Source organism: Micromonospora sp. NPDC049662, from assembly GCF_040675055.1.
GTDB lineage: Bacteria > Actinomycetota > Actinomycetes > Mycobacteriales > Micromonosporaceae > Micromonospora.
Genome location: NZ_JBFAOC010000062.1, coordinates 1 through 19,050, shown reverse-complemented (window position 1 = coordinate 19,050; position 19,050 = coordinate 1). Strand labels below are relative to the sequence as shown.

22 protein-coding genes are annotated in these 19,050 nt (G+C 72.9%); 11 read left to right on the top strand and 11 right to left on the bottom strand.

Annotated features, from left to right (window positions below):
- Positions 1 to 54: 54 nt before the first annotated feature.
- Entirely contained in the window at positions 55 to 240 is a 186-nt protein-coding gene (locus tag AB0J36_RS29300; RefSeq protein WP_357127501.1) for a DNA repair protein, read from the bottom strand.
- 170 nt (positions 241 to 410) lie between these two features.
- Between AB0J36_RS29300 and AB0J36_RS29295 the strand changes: the two genes are divergently transcribed.
- Positions 411 to 1,073, top strand: coding sequence for a GNAT family N-acetyltransferase (locus AB0J36_RS29295; RefSeq protein ID WP_357127498.1), 663 nt, complete (start codon positions 411 to 413; stop codon positions 1,071 to 1,073).
- 235 nt (positions 1,074 to 1,308) lie between these two features.
- Here AB0J36_RS29295 and AB0J36_RS29290 read toward each other — a convergent pair whose 3' ends face one another.
- Positions 1,309 to 2,763: a glycoside hydrolase family 3 N-terminal domain-containing protein gene (locus AB0J36_RS29290; RefSeq protein ID WP_357127495.1), complete on the bottom strand. Its 1,455-nt coding sequence runs from the start codon at positions 2,761 to 2,763 to the stop codon at positions 1,309 to 1,311.
- 165 nt (positions 2,764 to 2,928) lie between these two features.
- Here AB0J36_RS29290 and AB0J36_RS29285 point away from each other — a divergent pair, with 165 nt between their 5' ends.
- Positions 2,929 to 4,104, top strand: a complete 1,176-nt coding sequence (locus AB0J36_RS29285) for an ROK family transcriptional regulator (protein ID WP_357173132.1) — start codon at positions 2,929 to 2,931, stop codon at positions 4,102 to 4,104.
- Between the two features lie 84 nt (positions 4,105 to 4,188).
- Here the strand turns inward: AB0J36_RS29285 and AB0J36_RS29280 are convergent, their stop codons facing one another.
- Both AB0J36_RS29280 and AB0J36_RS29275 read right to left on the bottom strand, forming a co-directional pair.
- The gene (locus AB0J36_RS29280) at positions 4,189 to 5,202 is read right to left on the bottom strand and encodes an ABC transporter permease subunit (RefSeq protein ID WP_357127490.1); all 1,014 of its coding nucleotides are present in this window, start codon (positions 5,200 to 5,202) and stop codon (positions 4,189 to 4,191) included.
- Complete coding sequence (locus tag AB0J36_RS29275) at positions 5,199 to 6,209, bottom strand: ATP-binding cassette domain-containing protein (RefSeq protein ID WP_357127487.1); 1,011 nt, start codon at positions 6,207 to 6,209, stop codon at positions 5,199 to 5,201. The genes AB0J36_RS29280 and AB0J36_RS29275 overlap by 4 nt, the downstream gene beginning before the upstream one ends.
- Positions 6,210 to 6,340: 131 nt before the next feature.
- On the opposite strand from AB0J36_RS29275, the gene AB0J36_RS29270 reads away from it, so the two are divergent.
- Entirely contained in the window at positions 6,341 to 7,183 is an 843-nt protein-coding gene (locus AB0J36_RS29270; protein WP_355052121.1) for an ABC transporter ATP-binding protein, read from the top strand.
- A 10-nt stretch (positions 7,184 to 7,193) separates the two neighbouring features.
- Positions 7,194 to 8,090: a ribokinase gene (locus AB0J36_RS29265; protein ID WP_357128020.1), complete on the top strand. Its 897-nt coding sequence runs from the start codon at positions 7,194 to 7,196 to the stop codon at positions 8,088 to 8,090.
- A 17-nt stretch (positions 8,091 to 8,107) separates the two neighbouring features.
- On the opposite strand, the gene AB0J36_RS29260 is transcribed toward AB0J36_RS29265, so the two are convergent.
- Positions 8,108 to 8,836 carry a hypothetical protein gene (locus AB0J36_RS29260; RefSeq protein ID WP_357127484.1) on the bottom strand — a complete coding sequence of 243 codons (729 nt, stop codon included), beginning with the start codon at positions 8,834 to 8,836 and terminating at the stop codon, positions 8,108 to 8,110.
- 90 nt (positions 8,837 to 8,926) lie between these two features.
- Here AB0J36_RS29260 and AB0J36_RS29255 point away from each other — a divergent pair, with 90 nt between their 5' ends.
- Positions 8,927 to 10,507 carry an alpha/beta hydrolase gene (locus AB0J36_RS29255; protein WP_363661406.1) on the top strand — a complete coding sequence of 527 codons (1,581 nt, stop codon included), beginning with the start codon at positions 8,927 to 8,929 and terminating at the stop codon, positions 10,505 to 10,507.
- Between the two features lie 14 nt (positions 10,508 to 10,521).
- Here the strand turns inward: AB0J36_RS29255 and AB0J36_RS29250 are convergent, their stop codons facing one another.
- The 3 genes from AB0J36_RS29250 to AB0J36_RS29240 form a co-directional block, all read right to left on the bottom strand.
- On the bottom strand, positions 10,522 to 10,893 hold the full coding sequence (locus AB0J36_RS29250; RefSeq protein ID WP_357127477.1) for a hypothetical protein: 372 nt from the start codon (positions 10,891 to 10,893) through the stop codon (positions 10,522 to 10,524).
- Positions 10,890 to 11,372, bottom strand: coding sequence for a DUF6232 family protein (locus tag AB0J36_RS29245; RefSeq protein ID WP_357127474.1), 483 nt, complete (start codon positions 11,370 to 11,372; stop codon positions 10,890 to 10,892). Before AB0J36_RS29245 ends, AB0J36_RS29250 begins: the two co-directional genes overlap by 4 nt.
- Positions 11,373 to 11,565: 193 nt before the next feature.
- Positions 11,566 to 12,045: a DUF6232 family protein gene (locus tag AB0J36_RS29240; RefSeq protein WP_357127471.1), complete on the bottom strand. Its 480-nt coding sequence runs from the start codon at positions 12,043 to 12,045 to the stop codon at positions 11,566 to 11,568.
- Between the two features lie 98 nt (positions 12,046 to 12,143).
- On the opposite strand from AB0J36_RS29240, the gene AB0J36_RS29235 reads away from it, so the two are divergent.
- Both AB0J36_RS29235 and AB0J36_RS29230 read left to right on the top strand, forming a co-directional pair.
- Positions 12,144 to 12,917, top strand: coding sequence for an enoyl-CoA hydratase-related protein (locus AB0J36_RS29235; protein WP_357127468.1), 774 nt, complete (start codon positions 12,144 to 12,146; stop codon positions 12,915 to 12,917).
- A 93-nt stretch (positions 12,918 to 13,010) separates the two neighbouring features.
- Positions 13,011 to 14,633, top strand: a complete 1,623-nt coding sequence (locus tag AB0J36_RS29230; protein ID WP_363661405.1) for an acetolactate synthase — start codon at positions 13,011 to 13,013, stop codon at positions 14,631 to 14,633.
- 49 nt (positions 14,634 to 14,682) lie between these two features.
- Here AB0J36_RS29230 and AB0J36_RS29225 read toward each other — a convergent pair whose 3' ends face one another.
- The 3 genes from AB0J36_RS29225 to AB0J36_RS29215 are packed head-to-tail and all read right to left on the bottom strand — an operon-like array spanning position 14,683 to position 15,821.
- On the bottom strand, positions 14,683 to 15,099 hold the full coding sequence (locus AB0J36_RS29225; protein WP_357394078.1) for a PLD nuclease N-terminal domain-containing protein: 417 nt from the start codon (positions 15,097 to 15,099) through the stop codon (positions 14,683 to 14,685).
- Between the two features lie 27 nt (positions 15,100 to 15,126).
- The gene (locus tag AB0J36_RS29220) at positions 15,127 to 15,432 is read right to left on the bottom strand and encodes a DUF202 domain-containing protein (protein ID WP_357394076.1); all 306 of its coding nucleotides are present in this window, start codon (positions 15,430 to 15,432) and stop codon (positions 15,127 to 15,129) included.
- The gene (locus AB0J36_RS29215; protein ID WP_357127456.1) at positions 15,429 to 15,821 is read right to left on the bottom strand and encodes a DUF202 domain-containing protein; all 393 of its coding nucleotides are present in this window, start codon (positions 15,819 to 15,821) and stop codon (positions 15,429 to 15,431) included. The genes AB0J36_RS29220 and AB0J36_RS29215 overlap by 4 nt, the downstream gene beginning before the upstream one ends.
- A gap of 42 nt (positions 15,822 to 15,863) precedes the next feature.
- On the opposite strand from AB0J36_RS29215, the gene AB0J36_RS29210 reads away from it, so the two are divergent.
- The 4 genes from AB0J36_RS29210 to AB0J36_RS29195 all read left to right on the top strand — a co-directional run bounded on the left by AB0J36_RS29210 (position 15,864) and on the right by AB0J36_RS29195 (position 19,012).
- Positions 15,864 to 16,661 carry a GNAT family N-acetyltransferase gene (locus AB0J36_RS29210; RefSeq protein WP_363661404.1) on the top strand — a complete coding sequence of 266 codons (798 nt, stop codon included), beginning with the start codon at positions 15,864 to 15,866 and terminating at the stop codon, positions 16,659 to 16,661.
- 2 nt (positions 16,662 to 16,663) lie between these two features.
- Positions 16,664 to 17,071, top strand: coding sequence for a hypothetical protein (locus AB0J36_RS29205; RefSeq protein ID WP_357127450.1), 408 nt, complete (start codon positions 16,664 to 16,666; stop codon positions 17,069 to 17,071).
- Between the two features lie 187 nt (positions 17,072 to 17,258).
- Positions 17,259 to 18,038, top strand: coding sequence for an electron transfer flavoprotein subunit beta/FixA family protein (locus tag AB0J36_RS29200; RefSeq protein ID WP_357127448.1), 780 nt, complete (start codon positions 17,259 to 17,261; stop codon positions 18,036 to 18,038).
- Between the two features lie 14 nt (positions 18,039 to 18,052).
- Complete coding sequence (locus AB0J36_RS29195) at positions 18,053 to 19,012, top strand: electron transfer flavoprotein subunit alpha/FixB family protein (protein WP_363661403.1); 960 nt, start codon at positions 18,053 to 18,055, stop codon at positions 19,010 to 19,012.
- Positions 19,013 to 19,050 lie beyond the last annotated feature (38 nt).

Below are 19,050 nucleotides of genomic sequence, written 5' to 3'. Positions count from 1 at the left end.
TCCTGCGGTGTGTCGTCCCCGACGCTGTCCGTCGTAGCTGACGCGTCGGTGTGTTCAGCGCCGGTTGAGGCCGTGCCGGCTGGAGCTGGCCGGCAGCTCGTTCAGCGCCGCCCAGGGCAGCCCGCCCGTCGCACGGACCACCCGGTACCCCGCCTGGGTGGGGGTGCCCTCGGCGGTGCCCGCCGCTCGCCAGAGTCGCGCGGGGTGCTGGTGGAAACGGTCGTTCGGCTGAATCGGCATGCCCATACCGTGGCAGAGAAAGGTGTCCAGATAGGGAAATGCCTATGACGGTCGATGTCGCGAGCTGATTCCCGGATCTCGGGCAGCGTCCCACCCTGGCGCGATGGTCCGCCCGGTCGAGCCGCCCGGGCGTACGGTGATCACGACGTGTGGGGCGACGGGAGGTACGCATGCTGGACCGGCGGTTGCAGCTGCACCTCGCCTCCTGGCTCGGCCAGTGGCCGGCCGGACCCGGGCTGCACGTGGTCGCCTCGCGCCGGCGGGCACTGCCGGCCTGGGACGGCCGGCTGCGTCCGGCCCTCGCCGTGGACACCGGTCGGAGCGCGGTGCTCTCCGTCGCGCCGGACCGGGCCGCCGCTATCCGGGCGTTGGTCGAGCGCACGCCGGAACGGCTGCTCGCCGCGCTGCCGGAGGCTGTCGGGCACCCCGCCTTCTGCGTGCACGACGGCCCCTTCCGCTGGACTCTCTCGCCCGCGCCCCTGCCCGACGCGGGCGAGTGGGTCGCCTCGACGACCCCTGGGCTGCCGCCCTGGCTGCGGCTGTTCGACCGGCCGGTGCTCGTGGTGCGCGATGCCGACGGCGGCTACCTGGCGGGCGCCGCCATCAAGCGCCACGACGCGTACGGGCACGAGCTTGCCGTCGGCACCGCGCCGGCGGCCCGCGGCCGTGGCCTCGCACGTCGGCTGGTGGCGCAGGCGGCGCGGCGGGTCCTGGACGAGGGCGCGGTGCCGACCTACCTGCACGAGCGGGACAACCAGGCCTCGGCCCGGGTCGCGGAGGCGGCGGGTTTCCCGGACCGGGGTTGGCGGGCGTACGGGGTGTATCCGCGCTGAGGTGGGCTCAGTGCGCGGACCGTGGATCCCGGGCCGGATCCACGGTCCGCAACCTGCCCCCAGGCCCCGGTTCGCTCCGATCGGCCGTGCCACTGACACGCCGATCCGATATCGATCACGCTACGTATCGAAACTGCAAGCTGCAAGATGCGAGCAGTCGGGTCGGAGTGTCGAATTGTGGACTTGACCTGCGACGAAGCGCGGTGACGTTGGCGAGCCGATCAGTAACGCAGGGTCAACCCGCGAGGCCGAGCGCCTCCGCCGCCGCCCGTCCGTTGGCGTGGCTCGCGCCGTACGTGGTGACGAACGCCCGTGCGCCGGACGGTCGCCACGCCCCCGGCCAGCCCATCTCCACGACGGTCACCGGATGCGCGGCGGCCAGCGCGTCGACCAGTTCCGGGCCGCCGGGCAGCCGATGCAGGTGCCGCCCGACCAGCACGATCGGCCGGTCCCCGGCCAGCTCGCGGACGGCCGCCTGATCGGTCTCGCTGGCCACGACGCGGATCTCGCGTCCACCGTCGAGGTGTGGGCCGAGGCCCCACGGCACCCGGCCCTCGGCCATCGTGGACTCGGTGTGCAACTGGACCACCAGCGGCTGGTCCAGGTCGGTGAGCAGTCCCTCCACCCGCACCGCCCGGCGTGCCACCGCGTACCCCAGGTCGGGGTCGGGGGTGGCCGACGACCGGCCGGCGGCCCGGGTCCAGGCGGCGAGCGCGGCGGCGCGGCCGGCCGCCTCCTCGACCCGGGCGACCGGCAGCCGGCCGTCGGTGGTCGCCGCGGCGATCTCGGCGGCCACGCGCTCGACCAGCGCGGCGTCGACCTGCGCGCCGATGCAGAGCAGGTCGGCGCCGGCCGACAGCGCCCGTACGGCGGCCGGCCCGACGCCCCCGGCGGCCACCGCCGCGCCCTTCATCTCCAGGGCGTCGGTGATCACCGTGCCGGTGAAGCCGTACTCGGCGCGCAGCAGGTCGACCAGGACGGCCCGGCTGAAGGTCGCCGGACCGTCGCCGGTCAGCGCCGGCACCCGGATGTGCGCGGTCATCACGGCCTGCGTGCCGGCCGCGACGACCGCGGCGAACGGCGGCAGGTCGCGCTGGCGGAGCAGTTCCAGCGGTACGTCCACCGTGGGCAGCTCGTGGTGGGAGTCGGTGACCGTCGCGCCGTGGCCGGGGAAGTGCTTGGCGCAGGCGGCCACACCGGCGGCCTGGAGGCCACTGACGGCCGCGGCCGAGTGTGCGGCCACCCGCAGCGGGTCGGCGCCGAACGAGCGGGTGCCGATCACCGGGTTGTCGTCGGCGGTGTTCACGTCGACGGTGGGGGCCAGGTTGACGGTGACGCCCAGCGCGGCCAGCTCTGCGCCGATCGACTGGTAGACCCGGCGGGTGAGCGCCACGTCGCCGACCGCGCCGAGGGCGGCGTTACCGGGGTACGGGCTGCCGGTGGCGTGGGCCAGCCGGGTCACGTCGCCACCTTCCTCGTCGATGGCGATCAGCACGTCCGGCCGGCCGGCGCGCAGCGCCGCCGTGCTCGCCGCCACCTGCGCTGGGTCGTGCACGTTCGTGCCGAACAGGGTGTGCCCGGCCAGGCCGTCGGCCACCAGGTCGACCGCCCAGCGCGGCGGGACCGCTCCCGGGTACGCGGCGAGCAACGTGCCCAGCGCGAGCCGGCGCAGTCCTGGATCGAGCCCCACGAGATTTCCCCCTTCGCTTCCCGTGGATACGAACGTGTACCCGCGGTGGTCGTCGCCCTGCCGGGTTGGCCGAGCACTCTGCCTCGGGGTGACCGTTACGCTACGGCTACCCGTTCGCAGGTCGGTTTACAGTTAGCAAAGTTTACTAAAACTAGAGGACGTGGCATGAGTGCGACCCGGCTGCCCGGCACCCCCCGCCTGTTGCGGGCGCTCAACGACCGTGCGGCGCTGGAACTGCTCCTCGAGCGGGGACCGCTCACCCGGGCCCGGCTCGGCGAGCTGACCGGCCTGTCCAAGGTCACCGCCTCGCAGCTCGTCGAGCGCCTGGAGGAGCGTGGCCTGGTCAGCCGGGTCGGCGAGCAGGCCGGCGGGCGGGGGCCGAACGCCCAGCTCTACGCCGTACGCGCGAGCAGCGCGCACGTCGTCGGGGTGGACGTCGGGCCGGACCGGGTGGTGGCCGCCTGCGCCGACATCACCGGCGCCGTCATCGGCCGGGTGGAGCAGTCGACGCGGGACACCGACGATCCGGTGGGCGTGGTGCACAACGCCGTGGTGCAGGCCGCCAGCAGCGCCCAGGCGCAGCTCAGCAGCGTCCGACGGATCGTGCTCGGCACGCCGGGCCTGGTCGATCCGCAGACCGGCGACATCACCTTCGCCTTCAACCTGCCGCGCTGGCACAGCGGTCTGCTGGCCGCGCTGCGGGACGACCTGCACACCCCGGTGGTCTTCGAGAACGACGTCAACCTGGCCGCGGTGGCCGAGGCGCAGTCCGGCGCCGCGCAGGGCGTGGCGGACTTCGTCCTGGTCTGGGTGGGTGCCGGTGTCGGCCTGGCGATCATGTTGGGTGGGCGGCTGCACCACGGCAGCAGCGGAGCGGCGGGCGAGATCGGCTACCTGCCGGTGCCCGGCGCGCCCATCCCACGCGATGTCTCGCGGCGCGCGAAGCCCGCCTTCCAGCAGGTGATCGGCGGTGACTCGGTGCGCTCGGTGGCCCGTGAGCACGGCTTCTCCGCGTCGGACGCCGCCGGCGCGGTGCGTGCGGCGGTCGAGGCCGGCGCCGCCGGTGGCCCGATGCTCGACGAGTTGGCCCGCCGGCTCGCGCTCGGCGTGGCCAGCACCTGCGTGGTGCTCGACCCGCCGTTGGTCGTGCTGGCCGGCGAGGTCGGCCAGGCCGGCGGCACGGCGCTCGCCGACCGGGTGCAGCGGGAGGTCGCCGCGATCACCCTGGTCCGGCCGCGGGTGGTGCCCACCGGCCTCACCGAGGAGCCGATCCTGCGGGGTGCCCTGCGTACCGCGTTGAACGCCGTCCGTGACGAGGTGTTCGGCTCCACCGTCGGCTGAGCCCGCTGCGGCGGTCATGTGAAGGAATATTTCACCGCTGGCCGCCCGGCTGCAAGCTCTTGCCGCCGGGCGGCCGTTGCCACCTCAGTTCAGATCACGGCGGCGGAAGGCGGCGAAGGCCAACACGGTCAACCCGCCGGCGACCGCGAGCAGCACCGCCAGTGACGGTCTCCAGGTGAGGGTGTAGAAGCCCTCGCAGGACGTGCCGCTGAAGTTTCGCCGACAGAGCTGGGAATCCCAGATCCGTACCTCACCGCTGAGCCACGCCCCGACGTACGTGGAGAGCATCATCTGTTCCGGCCGCCGGGCGTCGACGATCGCCAGCACCAGCCGGGCGCCCAGCTCCCACACCACCGCGTACGCGGCGACCACTCCGAGCGCCGCCGACGTGTGCCGACCCAGCGTCGCGATGGCGAAACCCGACGCGGTGGCCAGCAGCACCAGCACCAGGCCACGGCCGTGGATGGCGCCCAGCGAGCTCCAGAAGTCACCGTCGAGCCGACCGGCAAGCCCGGCGGTCTGCCCGATCACCCAGAAGGTGGCCAGGTAGGCCACCGAGGCCACCACCGCCAGCGCCAACATGGCAGCCAGCAGGGTGCCCAGCTTCGTGCCCAGCACCGTCAGCCGGCGTGGCCGCCACAGCAGCAGGTTCACCACCCCACCGGAGTTCAGGTCCGCCCCGATGTACGAGGCGCCGACCAGGAAACCGAACAGCACCAGGAACGCGATGAGGAAGAACAGCAGCGGTTTGGCCTGCTCGGCGAAGTTGAACACCCCCGACAGGTAGTCGGACGCGATCGGCAACCGGTCCTGCTGGGCCGGGTCCATGTCGGAACAGTCGGCGGGCAGGTAGTCCTGGGTGTCGGGGGTCGAGATCCCGTCCCGCCGGGCCAGGCACTGCTGGTAGCTGACCTCCATGCTCCGCCGCGCCTCGATGGCCTGCTGCCGCGCCGAGGAGAGTTCCTGGGCGCTCGGCTGATGCGACCCGGCCAGCGTGGTCGCGGCCGTGATGCCGAACGCCAGCACCAGCAGGACGATCATGAGCTGCACGAAGCGGCGTGCGGAGAGGCGCTCCAACTCGGCCCGGACCAGGTTCACGCGTCCACTCCCCGTACGTCGAGATCGATCACCGGCGCGCCGTCGGCGTCGATTGGTCGTGCCGCCTCGTCGACCTGGCGGGGCACCGAGGGGTGCTTCCCGGCCCCGGTCAGCTCCAGGAAGACGCTCTCCAGGTCGGGTCGCAGCGGCGTCAGCTCGGCGACCCACAGATCCTGTTCACCGAGGACGCGGCTGATGATCGTCGGGTCGGTCGCTCCGCTCACCACCAGCGTCTCGCCCTCGACGGCAGCCGTCAGCTCCGCCGCACGCAGCACGTCGGCGGCGCGCTCGGGCTCGGCCACCCGGACCAGGAACTCGTGCCGGTCGTGACCCGCCAGCACCTCGTCCACCCGGCCGGCCGCCACCCGCCGCCCCTGCGAGATGATCGTGACGTGGTCGCAGATCAGTTGGATCTCGCCCAGGATGTGGCTCGACACCAGCACGGTCACCCCCGCCGCGGCGAGTGACCGCATCAGGTCGCGCATCTCGCGGATGCCCGCCGGATCGAGGCCGTTCGCCGGCTCGTCGAGGATGAGCAGACGCGGATCCTTCAGCAGCGCGGACGCCACCGCGAGCCGCTGCTTCATGCCCAGCGAGTAGCCCTTTACCCGCTCGTCGCCCCGGTCGCGCAGGCCCACCAGCTCCAGCGTCTCGTCCACCCGCGAGATCGGCACCCCGCCGGCGCGGGCCAGCAGCCGCAGCGTACGACGACCCGTGAAGTTGCCGAAGAACTGCGGACTCTCCACGATGGCGCCGACCTGCCCCGCCACCCGGGGCAGCAGCTCCGGCGACGGCTGGCCGAACACCGTCATCCGGCCGCTGTCGGCGCGGACCAGCCCGAGCAGGGCGCGCAACGTGGTGGTCTTACCCGAGCCGTTGGGCCCCAGGAAACCGTGGATCTGGCCGGCCTCGACCAGCAGGTCGAACCCGTCGACCGCCACCCTCCTGCCGTTGCGCAGACTGCGGAAGGTCTTGCGCAGACCCTCGATCTCGATGACCGCGCTCATCCGCGCGGCGCCAAACCTCGACCGGGCATGGGCCGTCCCTGGGGTGTGGTGATCAACGACACGGTGCCTCACCCTATGGCCAGAGCGCCGCCCGTGGGGGGCACGCCACTCCTGCGTGGTTGGATGGTCGGGTGACTGGTGACCTGATCCCCGGCGCTGCCGGCGCCGCGCCTGCCGCCGCACCCGTGGACCCGGATCTGGTGGTCAGCCTCGACAGCGTGGGCGTACGCCGCTCCGACAACGCCCTGTTGCAGGACCTGACCTGGCGCGTCGAGCTGGACGAGCGCTGGGTGGTGCTCGGCCCCAACGGCGCGGGCAAGACCACCCTGCTCAACCTGGCCGCCGGCCGGCTGCACCCCACCACCGGCGTCGCGTACGTCCTCGGTGAGCGGATCGGCCGCACCGACATCAACGAGCTGCAGACCCGCATCGGGCTCACCACGGCCGCGCTCGCCGCGCGGGTGCCCGCCGACGAGCAGGTCAGCGACGTGGTGGTCACCGCAGCCTGGTCGGTGGTCGGACGCTGGCGGGAGAGCTACGAGCACGGCGATGTGGCGCGGGCCAGGGCGCTGCTCAGCCAGCTCGGCGTCGGCAACCTCGCCGAGCGCCGCTACGGCACCCTCTCCGACGGCGAACGCAAGCGCGTCCAGATCGCCCGGGCGCTGATGACCGACCCGGAGCTGCTGCTGCTCGACGAGCCCACCGCCGGGCTCGACCTCGGTGGCCGCGAGGACCTGGTCGGCCGGCTGGCCGAGCTGGCGTACGACCCGGACGCCCCCGCCATGGTGCTCGTCACCCACCACGTGGAGGAGATCCCGCCCGGGTTCACCCACGCGCTGCTGCTGCGCGAGGGCGCGGTCGTCGCCCAGGGCCTCCTGGCCGAGACGTTGACCGGCGACAACCTCTCCAAGACCTTCGGTCTGCCGTTGGTGGTCGAGCGCTCCGGCGACCGCTACACCGCGCGCGCCGCCTGAGCGGGTGACCATGTCGCCGACGCGGGTGGTGGTGGTGGGCAGCGCCAACATGGACCTGGTCGCGATGGCCCCCGCGCTGCCCCGGCCGGGCCAGACCATGCTCGGCACCGACTTCGTGATGGTGCCCGGCGGCAAGGGCGCCAACCAGGCCATCGCCGCCGTCCGGGCCGGCGCCTCCTGCACCTTCCTGGGCGCGATCGGCTCCGACGCGTTCGGCGTGACGCTCCGCGCCCGCATCACGGCGGCCGGCGTGGACACCGGTCACCTGCGGGTGGCGTACGGCACGTCCGGCGTGGCGCTCGTGATGGTGAACGGCCAGGGGGAGAACGCCATCGTCGTCACCCCCGGCGCGAACGACGCGCTGGTCGGCCTCACCGAGGAGGAGTTGGTCGCGGTACGCGAGGCGGACGTCCTGGTCGCCCAGTTGGAGATCCCGGTGCGCACGGTGACCGCCGCGGCGCTGGCCGCCCGCGCCGCCGGCACCCGGGTCGTCCTCAACGCCGCACCGGCCCGGGACCTTCCTCCGGAACTGTTCGAAGCCGTGGATTTGCTCGTCGTCAACGAGGGTGAGGCGCAGGCGTTCACCGGCCGGGGCCGGGACTACCCGAGGGCGCTGCTCGACCTGGTGCCCCGCGCGGTACTCACCCTCGGTGACGCGGGGGCCTGGTACGTCGACCGGGAGGGCGTCGAGGTGCACGTGCCCGCCGTCAGAGTTGACGTGGTCGACTCCACGGCGGCCGGCGACGCGTTCACCGCCGCGCTGGCGGTCGGCTGGGGCGAGGGACGGGACGTCGTCGACGCCGTACGCTGGGCGGCGGCGGCCGGCGCGGCCTGCGTACGCAAGCTCGGCGCCTCGGTGGCACTGCCGCAGCGGGCCGAGATCGACGCGCTGTACGAGCCGGGCTGACCGCCCGTCCCGCGCGGTCAGTCGACCGGTTCGTCGCTCAGTTTCTCGCCCCGTCGGCGCAGCATGCCGAGGCCGGGGATGCCGGCCACGGCGAGCTTGAGGTCACGGGTGACATCGAGCAGGTCGTGCAGGTCGGGCCCGACCCGGTCCAGGGTCGCGAGGATCGGCAGGATGTCGGCGGTCAGGTGCTCCTTGAGCTTGGGCAACTCGTCGATCAGGTGGATCGCCGCCGTGATCTCCTCGTGGCTCAACTCCGCCACGAACCTGTCGGCCATCGGCGCGGCCCGGCGCAGCGCCGGCTCGTACGCCGCCAGCAGTTCGGCCGCCGTGGCCGCGGCCCGCGCGGCCGTGTCCACGGTGACCGCGGCGTTGCCGGCCACCGCGTCGGCCCCGGTGACCACCGTGCCCGCGAGGCGTGCGACCTTGTCGGCCTCGTTCACCACCACGGCGGCTGCGGCGGCCACCTCGGTGGCCGTGTCGACGGCGGTGGTCGCGGCGGCGCTGATCACCGCCACCTCACGGACCGCCGTCTCGGCGTCGGTGAGCACCCCATCGGTCCGGTCCAGGGTCGTCTCGATCCGATCGACCACGCCGTTGATCCTGGCCAGCAGCGCTTCCACCCCGTCCAGCACCGCGAACGCGCGGGCGGGCACGGCGGCGAACGAGGCAGCCGAGCCGAGCGCCTGGTCGAGGGCGGAGCGGGTCAGGCCGACCACCGCGGTTGGTGTGGGGAGGGGGAGCGCCATGGGGTCAAGTGTGCGTCGGTCCTGCCACAACCGCTCGTTCGCGGCTGTCGGCCCGGTCCGGGACGGGGTGCTCGGCGGTAGGGTGCCGGCATGTCGGCCGTACCGCCGCGCCACCCACCGAGCACCCGGACCGCCGTCCTGCTCGCCGTCCTCGCGGCGGTCACCGCCGCGCTCGGCACGGCGGTGCTGGTACGCGCCGACGCCGGCCTCACCGTGCGGCAGATCACCGTCGACGGGGTGCCGATGACCGAGGTACGCGCCGGCCCGCCGAACCCGGACGTCCGGCGACCCGGCGTGGTGATCGCACACGGCTTCGCCGGCTCGGCACGGCTGATGCGTCCGATCGCCGACACCGTCGCCCGTCGCGGAGCGGTCGCGCTGGTGTTCGACTTCGCCGGGCACGGTGCCAACCCGGCCCGACTCGGCACCGGCATGTCGCCCCCGACGCTCGCCGCCGACCTGGACATCGCCGTCGGACACCTGCGTTCCCAACCGGACGTGGACCCGACCCAGATCATGCTGGTCGGCCACTCGATGGGCGCCGGCGCGGTGACCCGCTACGCGGCCGGGCATCCCGAGATCGCCCGGACCGTGGCGATATCGCTGCCCGAGGCCGGCGAGCTGCCCCCCGGCCGGCCGACCGACCTGCTGCTGATCGTGGGCGGCGCGGAGTTCCCGGGGTTCCGCCGAGCAGCCGACGACGCCGCACGGCGGGGCGCGACGGTGGGTCGCCGACCCGCCGTCGTGGTGCCGGGGGTGGAGCACATCTCGGTGCTCTTCGCCCCGCGTACCCACGAGGAGATCGCCCGCTGGCTGCCCAGCGTGGACGGGGACGCCCCGCCCCGTCCGTTCGCCCGGCTCGCCGGCGCAGGGCTGCTCGTGGTCGCGTTTGCCGTCGGACTGGTCCCGCTGGCCGCGCTGCTCCTGGGCCGGCGGGCCGCCGTGACGCTCGCACCGGCACGGCTGCCTGCCGTGACGCTCTCGCCGGCGCACTCCGCCGGGCGGCGGACGGCGGGGGGATCGGCGTCGGCGCTGCGGGTTCCCGTCCTGTTCGGGCTGGCCGTCCTCGCCAGCGGGCTCGCTGCGGCCGTCGCGGCGATCCTGCCGACCAACCGCCTGCCGCTCGCGGTCGGCGGTTACGTCAGCGGATTCCTACTGGTCACCGGCATCCTGACGGTCGGCGGTCAACGCTGGCTACCCGCCGCGACACGCGTGCCGGAGATCGCCGACGAGCCGGTCGGCAGCCGGACACCGATACGGATCACCGGCGCGGTGCTGGCGCTGACGGCGTACGCGATTCTCGCCGTGGCGCTGCCGATCCACCTCGGGCTGACCTCGGCGCTGCCGGTCGGCGCCCGCTGGTGGCTCCTTCCGCTGGTCATGGGCGCGTGCCTGCTGTTCCTGCTCGGCGTCGAGCTGGTGGCGGTCGGCCGGACGTGGCGGCGTCTGCTCGTCGTCGCGGTCACCGTGGTGGTGCTGAGCACGTCGGCGGTGGTCGGCCTGGCGCCCGGGTTCGTGCTACTGGTGGTACCGCTGTTCGCCGTGCTGCTCGGCTGGCACGTGCTGTGGGCCGCCGTCCTGCGTCGCTACGCGTCACCGCGTTGGCTGCCGGCCGTCGTGGGCGCGGCCCTGCTGGGCTGGCCGATCGCCACCACCCTGCCGCTGACGTGACCGGCGGCTGGGCTCTATCGAGTGGCGCGTGCGACGCGCAGCGCCCACCAGATCAGTGGTACCTGTAGGGGCACCCGACCGTAGGCGATCGCCCGTCTCGTCGGCCGGCGGTGTCGCCAGTCCACGGCCATCTTCACGTTGGCCGGCAGGACGGCGACGAACAGCGCGGCGGCGGCTCGACCGCCGGCCCGTCGGCTGGCCGGGTGCGCGACCGCTGCCGCCACCGTCAGTTCCGCGACGCCGCTGGCGTACGTCCAGAGGCGGGCGGGACCGGGCAGCGTACGAGGCACGATCGGGTCGTAGTAGCCGGGGCGCAGCAGGTGGGTGACGCCCGCCGCGGCGAGCAGCCCGGCCAGGGCGACGGCCTCGCCGTGTCGGCTGGTCATCGATGGTCCCCCTGCTGTTCGACGGCGCGCTGCACCGCCCGGTAGATCTGCCCGAACCGTAGCGCGTCCGGCGTACGCAGGAGCAGGTGTTCCTGACCGTGGTGCTGGACCCACAGTTCGTGCACGTGGCTGCCGCGCTCGTAGGAGCGGTCCAGCCAGCCGAGGGGGATCTCCAGGAAGGGCGCCAACGCCAGCGCCCCCACCGCGCAGGCGGCGAGGATGATCAGCGCCAACTGCCAGTTGCCCCGGTCCTGGGCCGACCACGCCAGCGACACCACGCAGACCAGCGCGACGAGGGGCGGCAGCGACAGCAGCAGGACCAGCACACCGCGACCCAGCACCCGGCCGCGTACGGCGAGCGTCTTCGGCCCCCGTTGGTGCCAGACGAACGTCACGTCGGGCAGGGCGATCACCTGACCGCCCGCCCGGATCGACTCGGATGTCACCTGCACCGCGTCGTCCCGGTAATAGAGGGTCATCACTAAGCCTAACCACCCGCAGGCAAACCCGCGCCTCCTGCGCCCGTCCCGCCTCGCGCTGCCCTCCGCCCGTCCCGCCTCGTCGATCTTGCACTTTCTGTTGTGACATAAAGGGCATGAACGCCCATATTGACAACAGAAAGTGCAAGATCGGCGGGAGGGCGGGGCGGGGTAGGGGTGGGGGTGGGGTGGGCTAGCGGCGGGCGGCGGGGCGGACGGGCTGGCTGGCCTCCATGGCCCGCTGGACCGCGCGGTAGATCTGGCCGAAGCGCAGCGCGTCGCGGGTGTGCAGCAGGCGCACCGGCTGGCCCCGCCAGCGGGCCCAGATCTCCAGTTGGCGACTGCCCCTGGCGTACGAACGGTCCAGGTGCTCGAAGAGGAAGTCGGCGACCGGACCGACGGCCAGCCCGACCAGCACCGAGGCGCCCACGATCGCGATCGTGACGGTGGGTGAGCGGTGCAGCCAGACGGCCACGCCGATGCCGATCACCGCAGCGACCAGTGGACCGGCCAGGGCGGCGCCGATCGCGCCCCGGCCGGCGAGCACCCGCCAGGAGCGGCTGCCACGGCGGTGCCAGACCATGGTGATCTCGGCCAGGGGGTAGCTGCGCCCGTCGACCTGGACGGCGGTGGAGGTGACCCGTACCGACCTGTCGTCGTAGAAAGTGATCATGGCTGGACTCCCGCCCGCGGGGCTGACACCACACTACTTACCCCAACGACCCGGGTCGTAAGGTTGGCACGCGACTTCGACGAGGAAGTGAGGGCAGCGTGGGCGAGTTCGTTCGGCTGGAGACCAGGGACGGCATCGGCACCATCCGGCTGGAGCGGCCGCCGATGAACGCGCTCAACACGCAGGTGCAGGAGGAGTTGCGCGCCGCCGCCACGGCGGCCACCGTCGATCCCGAGGTCCGTGCCGTCATCGTGTACGGCGGGGAGAAGGTCTTCGCCGCCGGTGCGGACATCAAGCAGATGGCCGACATGTCCTACGTGGACATGGCCGACCGGGCCGCGGCCCTGTCCAGCGCGCTCGGCGCGATCGCCCGGATCCCGAAGCCGGTAGTGGCCGCGATCACCGGGTACGCGCTCGGCGGCGGCTGTGAGCTGGCGTTGGCGTGTGACTGGCGGGTGGTCGCCGAGGACGCCAAGCTCGGCCAGCCGGAGATCAAGCTGGGCGTCATTCCCGGCGCGGGCGGTACGCAGCGGCTGGCCCGTCTGGTGGGTCCGGCGCGGGCGAAGGATCTGATCATGTCCGGGCGGATGGTGGACGCCCAGGAGGCGCTGCGGATCGGTCTCGCCGACCGGGTCGTACCGGCCGCGGAGGTGTACGACGCGGCCGTCGCGCTCGTCACGCCGTACCTCAGGGGTCCTGTGCAGGCCCTGCGCGCCGCGAAGCTGGCGGTCGACGGCGGCCTCGACATGGACCTCAACTCGGGCCTGGCCTGGGAGAGTCAGCTCTTCGCGGCGCTGTTCGCGACTGACGACCGGCGCGAGGGGATGGCCGCGTTCGTCGAGAAGCGCAAGCCGGACTTCACCGGTCGCTGATCGGTCGGGCCGACGGCAAACCGAGAGCGGTTCACATTCTGCCTACCGGCCAGTAACGTGTGACGTCGGCCATCTGCGACCAAAGGAGCGGCGATGACGGAGCGGATCGAGGGTCACGGCGGCGAGTTGGCGCTCGCGGCACTGCGCGCGCACGGCGTACGGGAGATGTTCACGCTCTCCGGCGGGCACGTCTTTCCGCTCTACGACGCCGCGCACAAGACCGACTTCCCGATCTACGACGTCCGGCACGAGCAGTCGGCGGTCTTCGCGGCCGAGGCGGTGGCGAAGCTCCAGCGCCGACCCGGCCTCGCCGTGCTCACCGCCGGCCCCGGTGTCACCAACGGCATCTCCGGCATGACCAGCGCGTTCTTCAACGCCTCCCCGGTGCTGGTGCTCGGTGGTCGCGCGCCCGCCTTCCGGTGGGGCTCGGGCAGCCTCCAGGAGATGGACCACCTGCCGCTGGTCGCTCCGGTCACCAAGCACGCCGAGACGGTGTTCAGCACCGACGACATCCCGCGCGCGGTCGGGGCCGCCCTCACCGCCGCGCTCACCCCGCACCGTGGCCCGGTCTTCCTCGACTTCCCGCTGGAGACGGTCTTCTCGGTCGCCGACGCGGACCTGCCCACGCCGGCCGGCGTCGACGCGGTCGAACCCGACCCGGACGAGGTGAGCCGGGCCGCCACCCTGATCGCCGGCGCGCAGCGGCCGGTCATCATCGCCGGCTCGGACGTGTACGCCGGTAACGCCGTGGCCGCGCTGCGCGAGGCTGCCGAGGCGTTGCAGGTGCCGGTGTTCACCAACGGCATGGGCCGTGGCTCGCTGCCGCCGGAGCACCCGCTCGCCTTCGCCAAGGCCCGCCGCGCCGCGCTCTCCGGCGCCGACGTCGTCGTGGTGGTCGGCACGCCGCTGGACTTCCGGCTCAGCTTCGGCGACTTCGGTGACGCCAAGGTGGTGCACATCGTCGACGCTCCCAGCCAGCGCGCCACGCACGTGCAGCCGGCCGTGGCCCCCGCCGGTGACCTGCGGCTGATCCTCTCGGCGTTGGCCGACCACGCCGGTGACCGGGCCGACCACGCCGACTGGATCGCCGACCTGCGGGTCGCCGAGGACGCGGCGAAGGCCCGGGACGCCGCCGAGATGGCCGCCGAGACCGACCCGATCCGGCCGGCCCGGATCTACGGCGAGCTGCGCCGGGCGCTCGCCCCCGACGCCATCACCATCGGTGACGGCGGTGACTTCGTCTCGTACGCCGGGCGCTACCTGGAGCCGTCGCAGCCCGGCACCTGGCTGGACCCGGGCCCGTACGGCTGCCTGGGCACCGGCCTGGGCTACGCGATGGGGGCCCGGGTCAGCCACCCGGACCGGCAGATCTGCGTGCTGATGGGCGACGGCGCGGCCGGCTTCTCGCTGATGGACGTCGAGTCGCTGGTCCGGCAGAAGCTGCCGGTGGTGATCGTCGTCGGCAACAACGGCATCTGGGGGTTGGAGAAGCACCCGATGCGGGCCATGTACGGCTACGACGTCGCCGCCGATCTCCAGCCGGAGCTGCGCTACGACACGGTGGTCAGCGCGCTGGGCGGGGCGGGGGAGACGGTCGCGAAGGCCGCCGACCTTGCGCCGGCACTGCAACGGGCCTTCGACTCCGGGGTGCCGTACCTGGTCAACGTGCTCACCGACCCGACCGACGCGTACCCCCGCTCGTCGAACCTGGCCTGAGTCGAGCCGGCAGCCGCCGTCGTCCCCGCGCGGGGCGACGGCGGCGCTGTCACACCTCCGGCCGGTCGCCCTCGCGGGGCGGCTCACCGTCGCGGCGGCGCAGGTCGTCCTCACGCCGCCGCAGGTCCTCCTCCCAGCGGCGGAAGAGTTCCTGGTCCTGCTGCTTGGCGCGGTCCTGCACCGAGCGGAGGAACTCCGGATCGTCGTCGGGAGCGAGCGGGCGGCGTGGCTGCCGCTCGGCTGCGCTCGGGCCACCCGGCCACACCGTGCGGCTCGCGGTGCCGGGCTCCCGCCCGGCGACGAACCAGGCGATCGACCCGACCAGGGGGAAGAACAGGATGATCAGCACCCAGGCGATCCGGGGCAGGGCACGGATCTGACCCTCCTCGGCGGACAGGCAACTGATCAGCGCGCAGACGGCGAGGACGACCTGCGCCAGGAAGAGGAGAACGTACAGCCGGGCCATGCACCCATCATGGCGCACGGCGTCCCGTCAGCGTAGTCCGCGAACTGTCAGCAGCACGCCGAGCAGCGCGAGCCCGACCGTGCCCAGCGCGACCAGCGGCAGCGTCCGGCCGCCGGTACGGGCCGGGCCGACGCCGGTGGCCCGCGGCCAGCAGAGCACGAGCAGGCCGCCCCAGACGAGCACGGCCGCGCCGACGACGAGCGCGCCGAACGGGCCGCCGTTCGACGCCAGCCGGACCGCCAGCGCGGTCACCACGGTCAGCGTCAGCAGGGTGCGCCGCCAGGCCAGCCGGGTCCGCTCCGGTTGCAACCCCGGGTCGCGTACCGCGCTCACCGTTCCCCGATCGCCCGGACCAGGACCGCGAGGACCAGCAGGATCGCCCCCGCGCCCACGGCGAGGGCGAGGATGGCGGGGAAGCGGGAGGCGGGCAGCTCCTGACCGAGCCGGATGGCCCGTTCGGTACGCGCCCAGTGGTCCACGGCGCGGATGGCGACGGCGCCACCGAGCAGCAGCAGCGCGACCGCGATGACCTCCCGCAGGTGACTCATTGGCAGCGGCGGCAGGAACTGCGCGGCGGCCAGCCCGCCGCCGACCAGCGCGAGACCGGTGCGCAGCCAGGCGAGGAAGGTCCGCTCGTTGGCGAGGGAGAACCGGTAGTCCGGTCTCTCACCGACGGTGCGCGCCTCCGCCGGGTCGAACCATCGCCTGATCGCTTCCCACACGCTGGGAGATTATCCGCTTCCCTCGCCGCTTAGCCTGGTCAGGTGACCGATCTTGATGTGAACACGCTGCGCGCCGCCTACGACAACCAGATCCGCCCGGAGATCCCCGACCCGGTTCCGGCCGGCGTGACCGTCGAGCGGGATGGTCCGCTCGTGCGGATCATCGGGCTCGACGCCGGCGGCTTCCTCACGTACCGCGACCTGGGCGGGCTGACCGGCGACGCGTTGGACGAGCTGATCGCCCGGCAGGTGCGGTTCTTCCGTGAGCGCGGCATGTCGGTCGAGTGGAAGCTCAACGAGCACGACGAGCCGGCCGACCTGGCGGACCGGCTGCGCGCCGCCGGGTTCGTGCCGGAGGACCGGGAGACCGTCGTGGTCGGGCCGGTCGCGCCGCTCGCCGCCGCGCTGCCGGTGGTTCCCGAGGGGGTACGCCTGCGTGAGGTGACCGCCCGGGAGGACCTGGAGCGGATCGCCGCGATGGAGGAGGAGGTCTGGCGCGAGGACCGCTCGCACCTGGTGACGGGTCTGGCCAAGGAGATCGACGCCGACCCGACCTCGATCACGGTGGTGGTGGCCGAGGCGGACGGGACGGTGGTGAGCGCCGGCTGGGTGCGGTACCTGGCGAACACCGGCTTCGCCACCCTCTGGGGCGGCTCGACCCTGCCGCAGTGGCGGCGCAAGGGCATCTACCGGGCGTTGGTCAACTATCGGGCGCGGCTGGCCGAGCAGCGGGGTCGGACGCTCGTGCAGGTCGACTGTTCCGAGGACAGCCGGCCGATCCTCCAGCGACTCGGACTCGTAGCCGTCACCACCACCACGCCGTACGTCTACACTCCGTGATCATGGAGCAGCGGTTGACGGACGAGGAGCGCCTGACCCTCAAGACGGGCGCGTTCGGCGCGGTCTTCCTGGTCTCGAACGCCGACCCGGGGATGCTGGGCGTGATCCGGGAGAGTGTGGCCGCCTCGGGCGCGCTGGCCGACGCGAGCGGCGTGGTCAAGGACGCGCTGACCACCGGCCCGCTGCCCCGCCTGCCCCGGGACTCCCAGTTGGAGATCGAGGCGGTGGTGCTGCCGGCGCTCGGCCGGGCGGTACGGATCCTGCGGGAGAAGTCGCCGGCCGACGTCGAGGCGTACCGGTCGGTGGTGTTGAACGCCGCGGACCGGGTGGCCCACGCACACGACGGGGTGGCCCCCGCCGAGGCCGCGGTCATCGACCGGATTCGGGGCGCGCTGGCCGAACCCGTCTGACCTGCGCCGCGCCGGTGACCTGTGTCACTCTGCGTGCCCGGCAGCGGTAACCTACTGGCAGGTAACATTGCTGCGTGGGCAACTGCACAGCAGCCCGCGGTTGACCGGGCGTCGACCGACACGCGAGGCTGCGGCCCAGACCGGGCGAGCCAATCGCAACACCACACAGGAGGGTCGTCGAAGCGCGATGAATATCGTCGTACTCGTCAAGCAGGTGCCTGATTCGGGCGCGGACCGCAACCTGCGCAGTGACGACAACACCGTCGACCGCGGTTCGGCGAACAACGTGATCAACGAGATGGACGAGTACGCCATCGAGGAGGCGCTGAAGATCAAGGAGGCGCACGGCGGCGAGGTCACCATCCTGACCATGGGTCCGGACCGGGCGACCGAGTCGATCCGCAAGGCGCTCTCCATGGGTCCCGACAAGGCCGTGCACGTCGTGGACGACGCCCTGCACGGTTCCTGCGCGGTGGCGACGTCCAAGGTGCTCGCCGCCGCCCTCGGGCAGCTCAACGCCGACCTGGTGATCTGCGGCGCGGAGTCCACCGACGGCCGGGTGCAGGTCATGCCGCACATGATCGCCGAGCGGCTCGGCGTCGCGGCGCTCACCGGCGCGCGCAAGCTCACCGTCGACGGCGCGACGCTGACCGTCGAGCGGCAGACCGAGGAGGGGTACGAGGTCGTCACGGCCGCCACCCCGGCCGTGGTCTCCGTCTGGGACACCATCAACGAGCCGCGCTACCCCTCCTTCAAGGGCATCATGGCCGCGAAGAAGAAGCCGGTGCAGACGTACTCCCTGGCCGACCTGGGCGTCGCGCCGACCGAGGTGGGCTTCGACGGCGCGACCAGCGCCGTCGTCGAGCACACCAAGCGCCCGCCGCGTTCCGGCGGTGCCAAGATCACTGATGAGGGCGAGGGCGGCGTCAAGCTGGTCGAGTTCCTCGCCACCGAGAAGTTCGTGTGAGAGGGGGATCTGACATGTCTGAGGTTCTCGTCGTCGTCGAAGCCACCAAGGAATTCGGCGTCAAGAAGGTCACCCTCGAGATGCTCACCCTCGCCCGTGAGCTGGGCACCCCGAGCGCGGTGGTGCTCGGCGGCGCCGGCGCCGCCGAGGCGCTCAGCGGCAAACTGGGCGAGTACGGCGCCCAGAAGATCTACGCCGCCGAGGGTGACGACATCGACGGCTACCTGGTCGCCCCCAAGGCGAGCGTGCTGGCCGAGCTGGTCCAGCGGGTACAGCCGGCCGCCGTGCTGCTGGCGTCGGCCCAGGAGGGCAAGGAGATCGCCGCCCGCCTCGCCGTCAAGCTCGACAACGGCATCCTGACCGACGTGGTCGGCCTGGACGCCGACGGCACCGCCACCCAGGTCGCCTTCGCCGGCTCCACCATCGTCAAGTCCAAGGTCACCAAGGGCCTGCCGCTGGTCACCGTGCGGCCCAACTCGGTCACCCCCGCCCCGGCGGCGGCCACCCCGACGATCGAGCAGCTCACGGTGTCGGTCACCGACACCGACAAGCTGGCCCGGGTCGTCGAGCGGGTCGCCGAGCAGAAGGGCTCGCGGCCCGAGCTGACCGAGGCCGGCATTGTCGTCTCCGGCGGTCGTGGCGTCGGCAACGCCGACAACTTCAAGCTGGTCGAGGAGCTGGCCGACCTGCTCGGTGGCGCCGTTGGCGCGTCCCGCGCGGCTGTCGACTCCGGCTTCTACCCGCACCAGTTCCAGGTGGGTCAGACCGGCAAGACCGTCTCTCCGCAGCTCTATGTGGCGCTGGGCATCTCTGGTGCCATCCAGCACCGGGCCGGCATGCAGACCTCGAAGACGATCGTCGCCGTCAACAAGGACGGCGAGGCGCCGATCTTCGAGCTGGCCGACTTCGGCGTGGTGGGCGACCTGTTCAAGATTGTTCCGCAGGCCGCCGAGGAGATCCGCAAGCGCAAGTGAGCGTGTGACGCAGAAAGTGGCCGCCCGTCGTGACGGGC

Bases quoted from the DNA above. Each gene is read 5' to 3' on its own strand.
- AB0J36_RS29300 (WP_357127501.1), bottom strand. From the start codon at position 240: ATGCCGATTCAGCCGAACGACCGTTTCCACCAGCACCCCGCGCGACTC.
- AB0J36_RS29295 (WP_357127498.1), top strand. From the start codon at position 411: ATGCTGGACCGGCGGTTGCAGCTGCACCTCGCCTCCTGGCTCGGCCAG.
- AB0J36_RS29285 (WP_357173132.1), top strand. From the start codon at position 2,929: ATGAGTGCGACCCGGCTGCCCGGCACCCCCCGCCTGTTGCGGGCGCTC.
- AB0J36_RS29275 (WP_357127487.1), bottom strand. From the start codon at position 6,209: ATGAGCGCGGTCATCGAGATCGAGGGTCTGCGCAAGACCTTCCGCAGT.
- AB0J36_RS29265 (WP_357128020.1), top strand. From the start codon at position 7,194: ATGTCGCCGACGCGGGTGGTGGTGGTGGGCAGCGCCAACATGGACCTG.
- AB0J36_RS29260 (WP_357127484.1), bottom strand. From the start codon at position 8,836: ATGGCGCTCCCCCTCCCCACACCAACCGCGGTGGTCGGCCTGACCCGC.
- AB0J36_RS29255 (WP_363661406.1), top strand. From the start codon at position 8,927: ATGTCGGCCGTACCGCCGCGCCACCCACCGAGCACCCGGACCGCCGTC.
- AB0J36_RS29250 (WP_357127477.1), bottom strand. From the start codon at position 10,893: ATGACCAGCCGACACGGCGAGGCCGTCGCCCTGGCCGGGCTGCTCGCC.
- AB0J36_RS29245 (WP_357127474.1), bottom strand. From the start codon at position 11,372: ATGACCCTCTATTACCGGGACGACGCGGTGCAGGTGACATCCGAGTCG.
- AB0J36_RS29240 (WP_357127471.1), bottom strand. From the start codon at position 12,045: ATGATCACTTTCTACGACGACAGGTCGGTACGGGTCACCTCCACCGCC.
- AB0J36_RS29230 (WP_363661405.1), top strand. From the start codon at position 13,011: ATGACGGAGCGGATCGAGGGTCACGGCGGCGAGTTGGCGCTCGCGGCA.
- AB0J36_RS29225 (WP_357394078.1), bottom strand. From the start codon at position 15,099: ATGGCCCGGCTGTACGTTCTCCTCTTCCTGGCGCAGGTCGTCCTCGCC.
- AB0J36_RS29205 (WP_357127450.1), top strand. From the start codon at position 16,664: ATGGAGCAGCGGTTGACGGACGAGGAGCGCCTGACCCTCAAGACGGGC.
- AB0J36_RS29200 (WP_357127448.1), top strand. From the start codon at position 17,259: ATGAATATCGTCGTACTCGTCAAGCAGGTGCCTGATTCGGGCGCGGAC.
- AB0J36_RS29195 (WP_363661403.1), top strand. From the start codon at position 18,053: ATGTCTGAGGTTCTCGTCGTCGTCGAAGCCACCAAGGAATTCGGCGTC.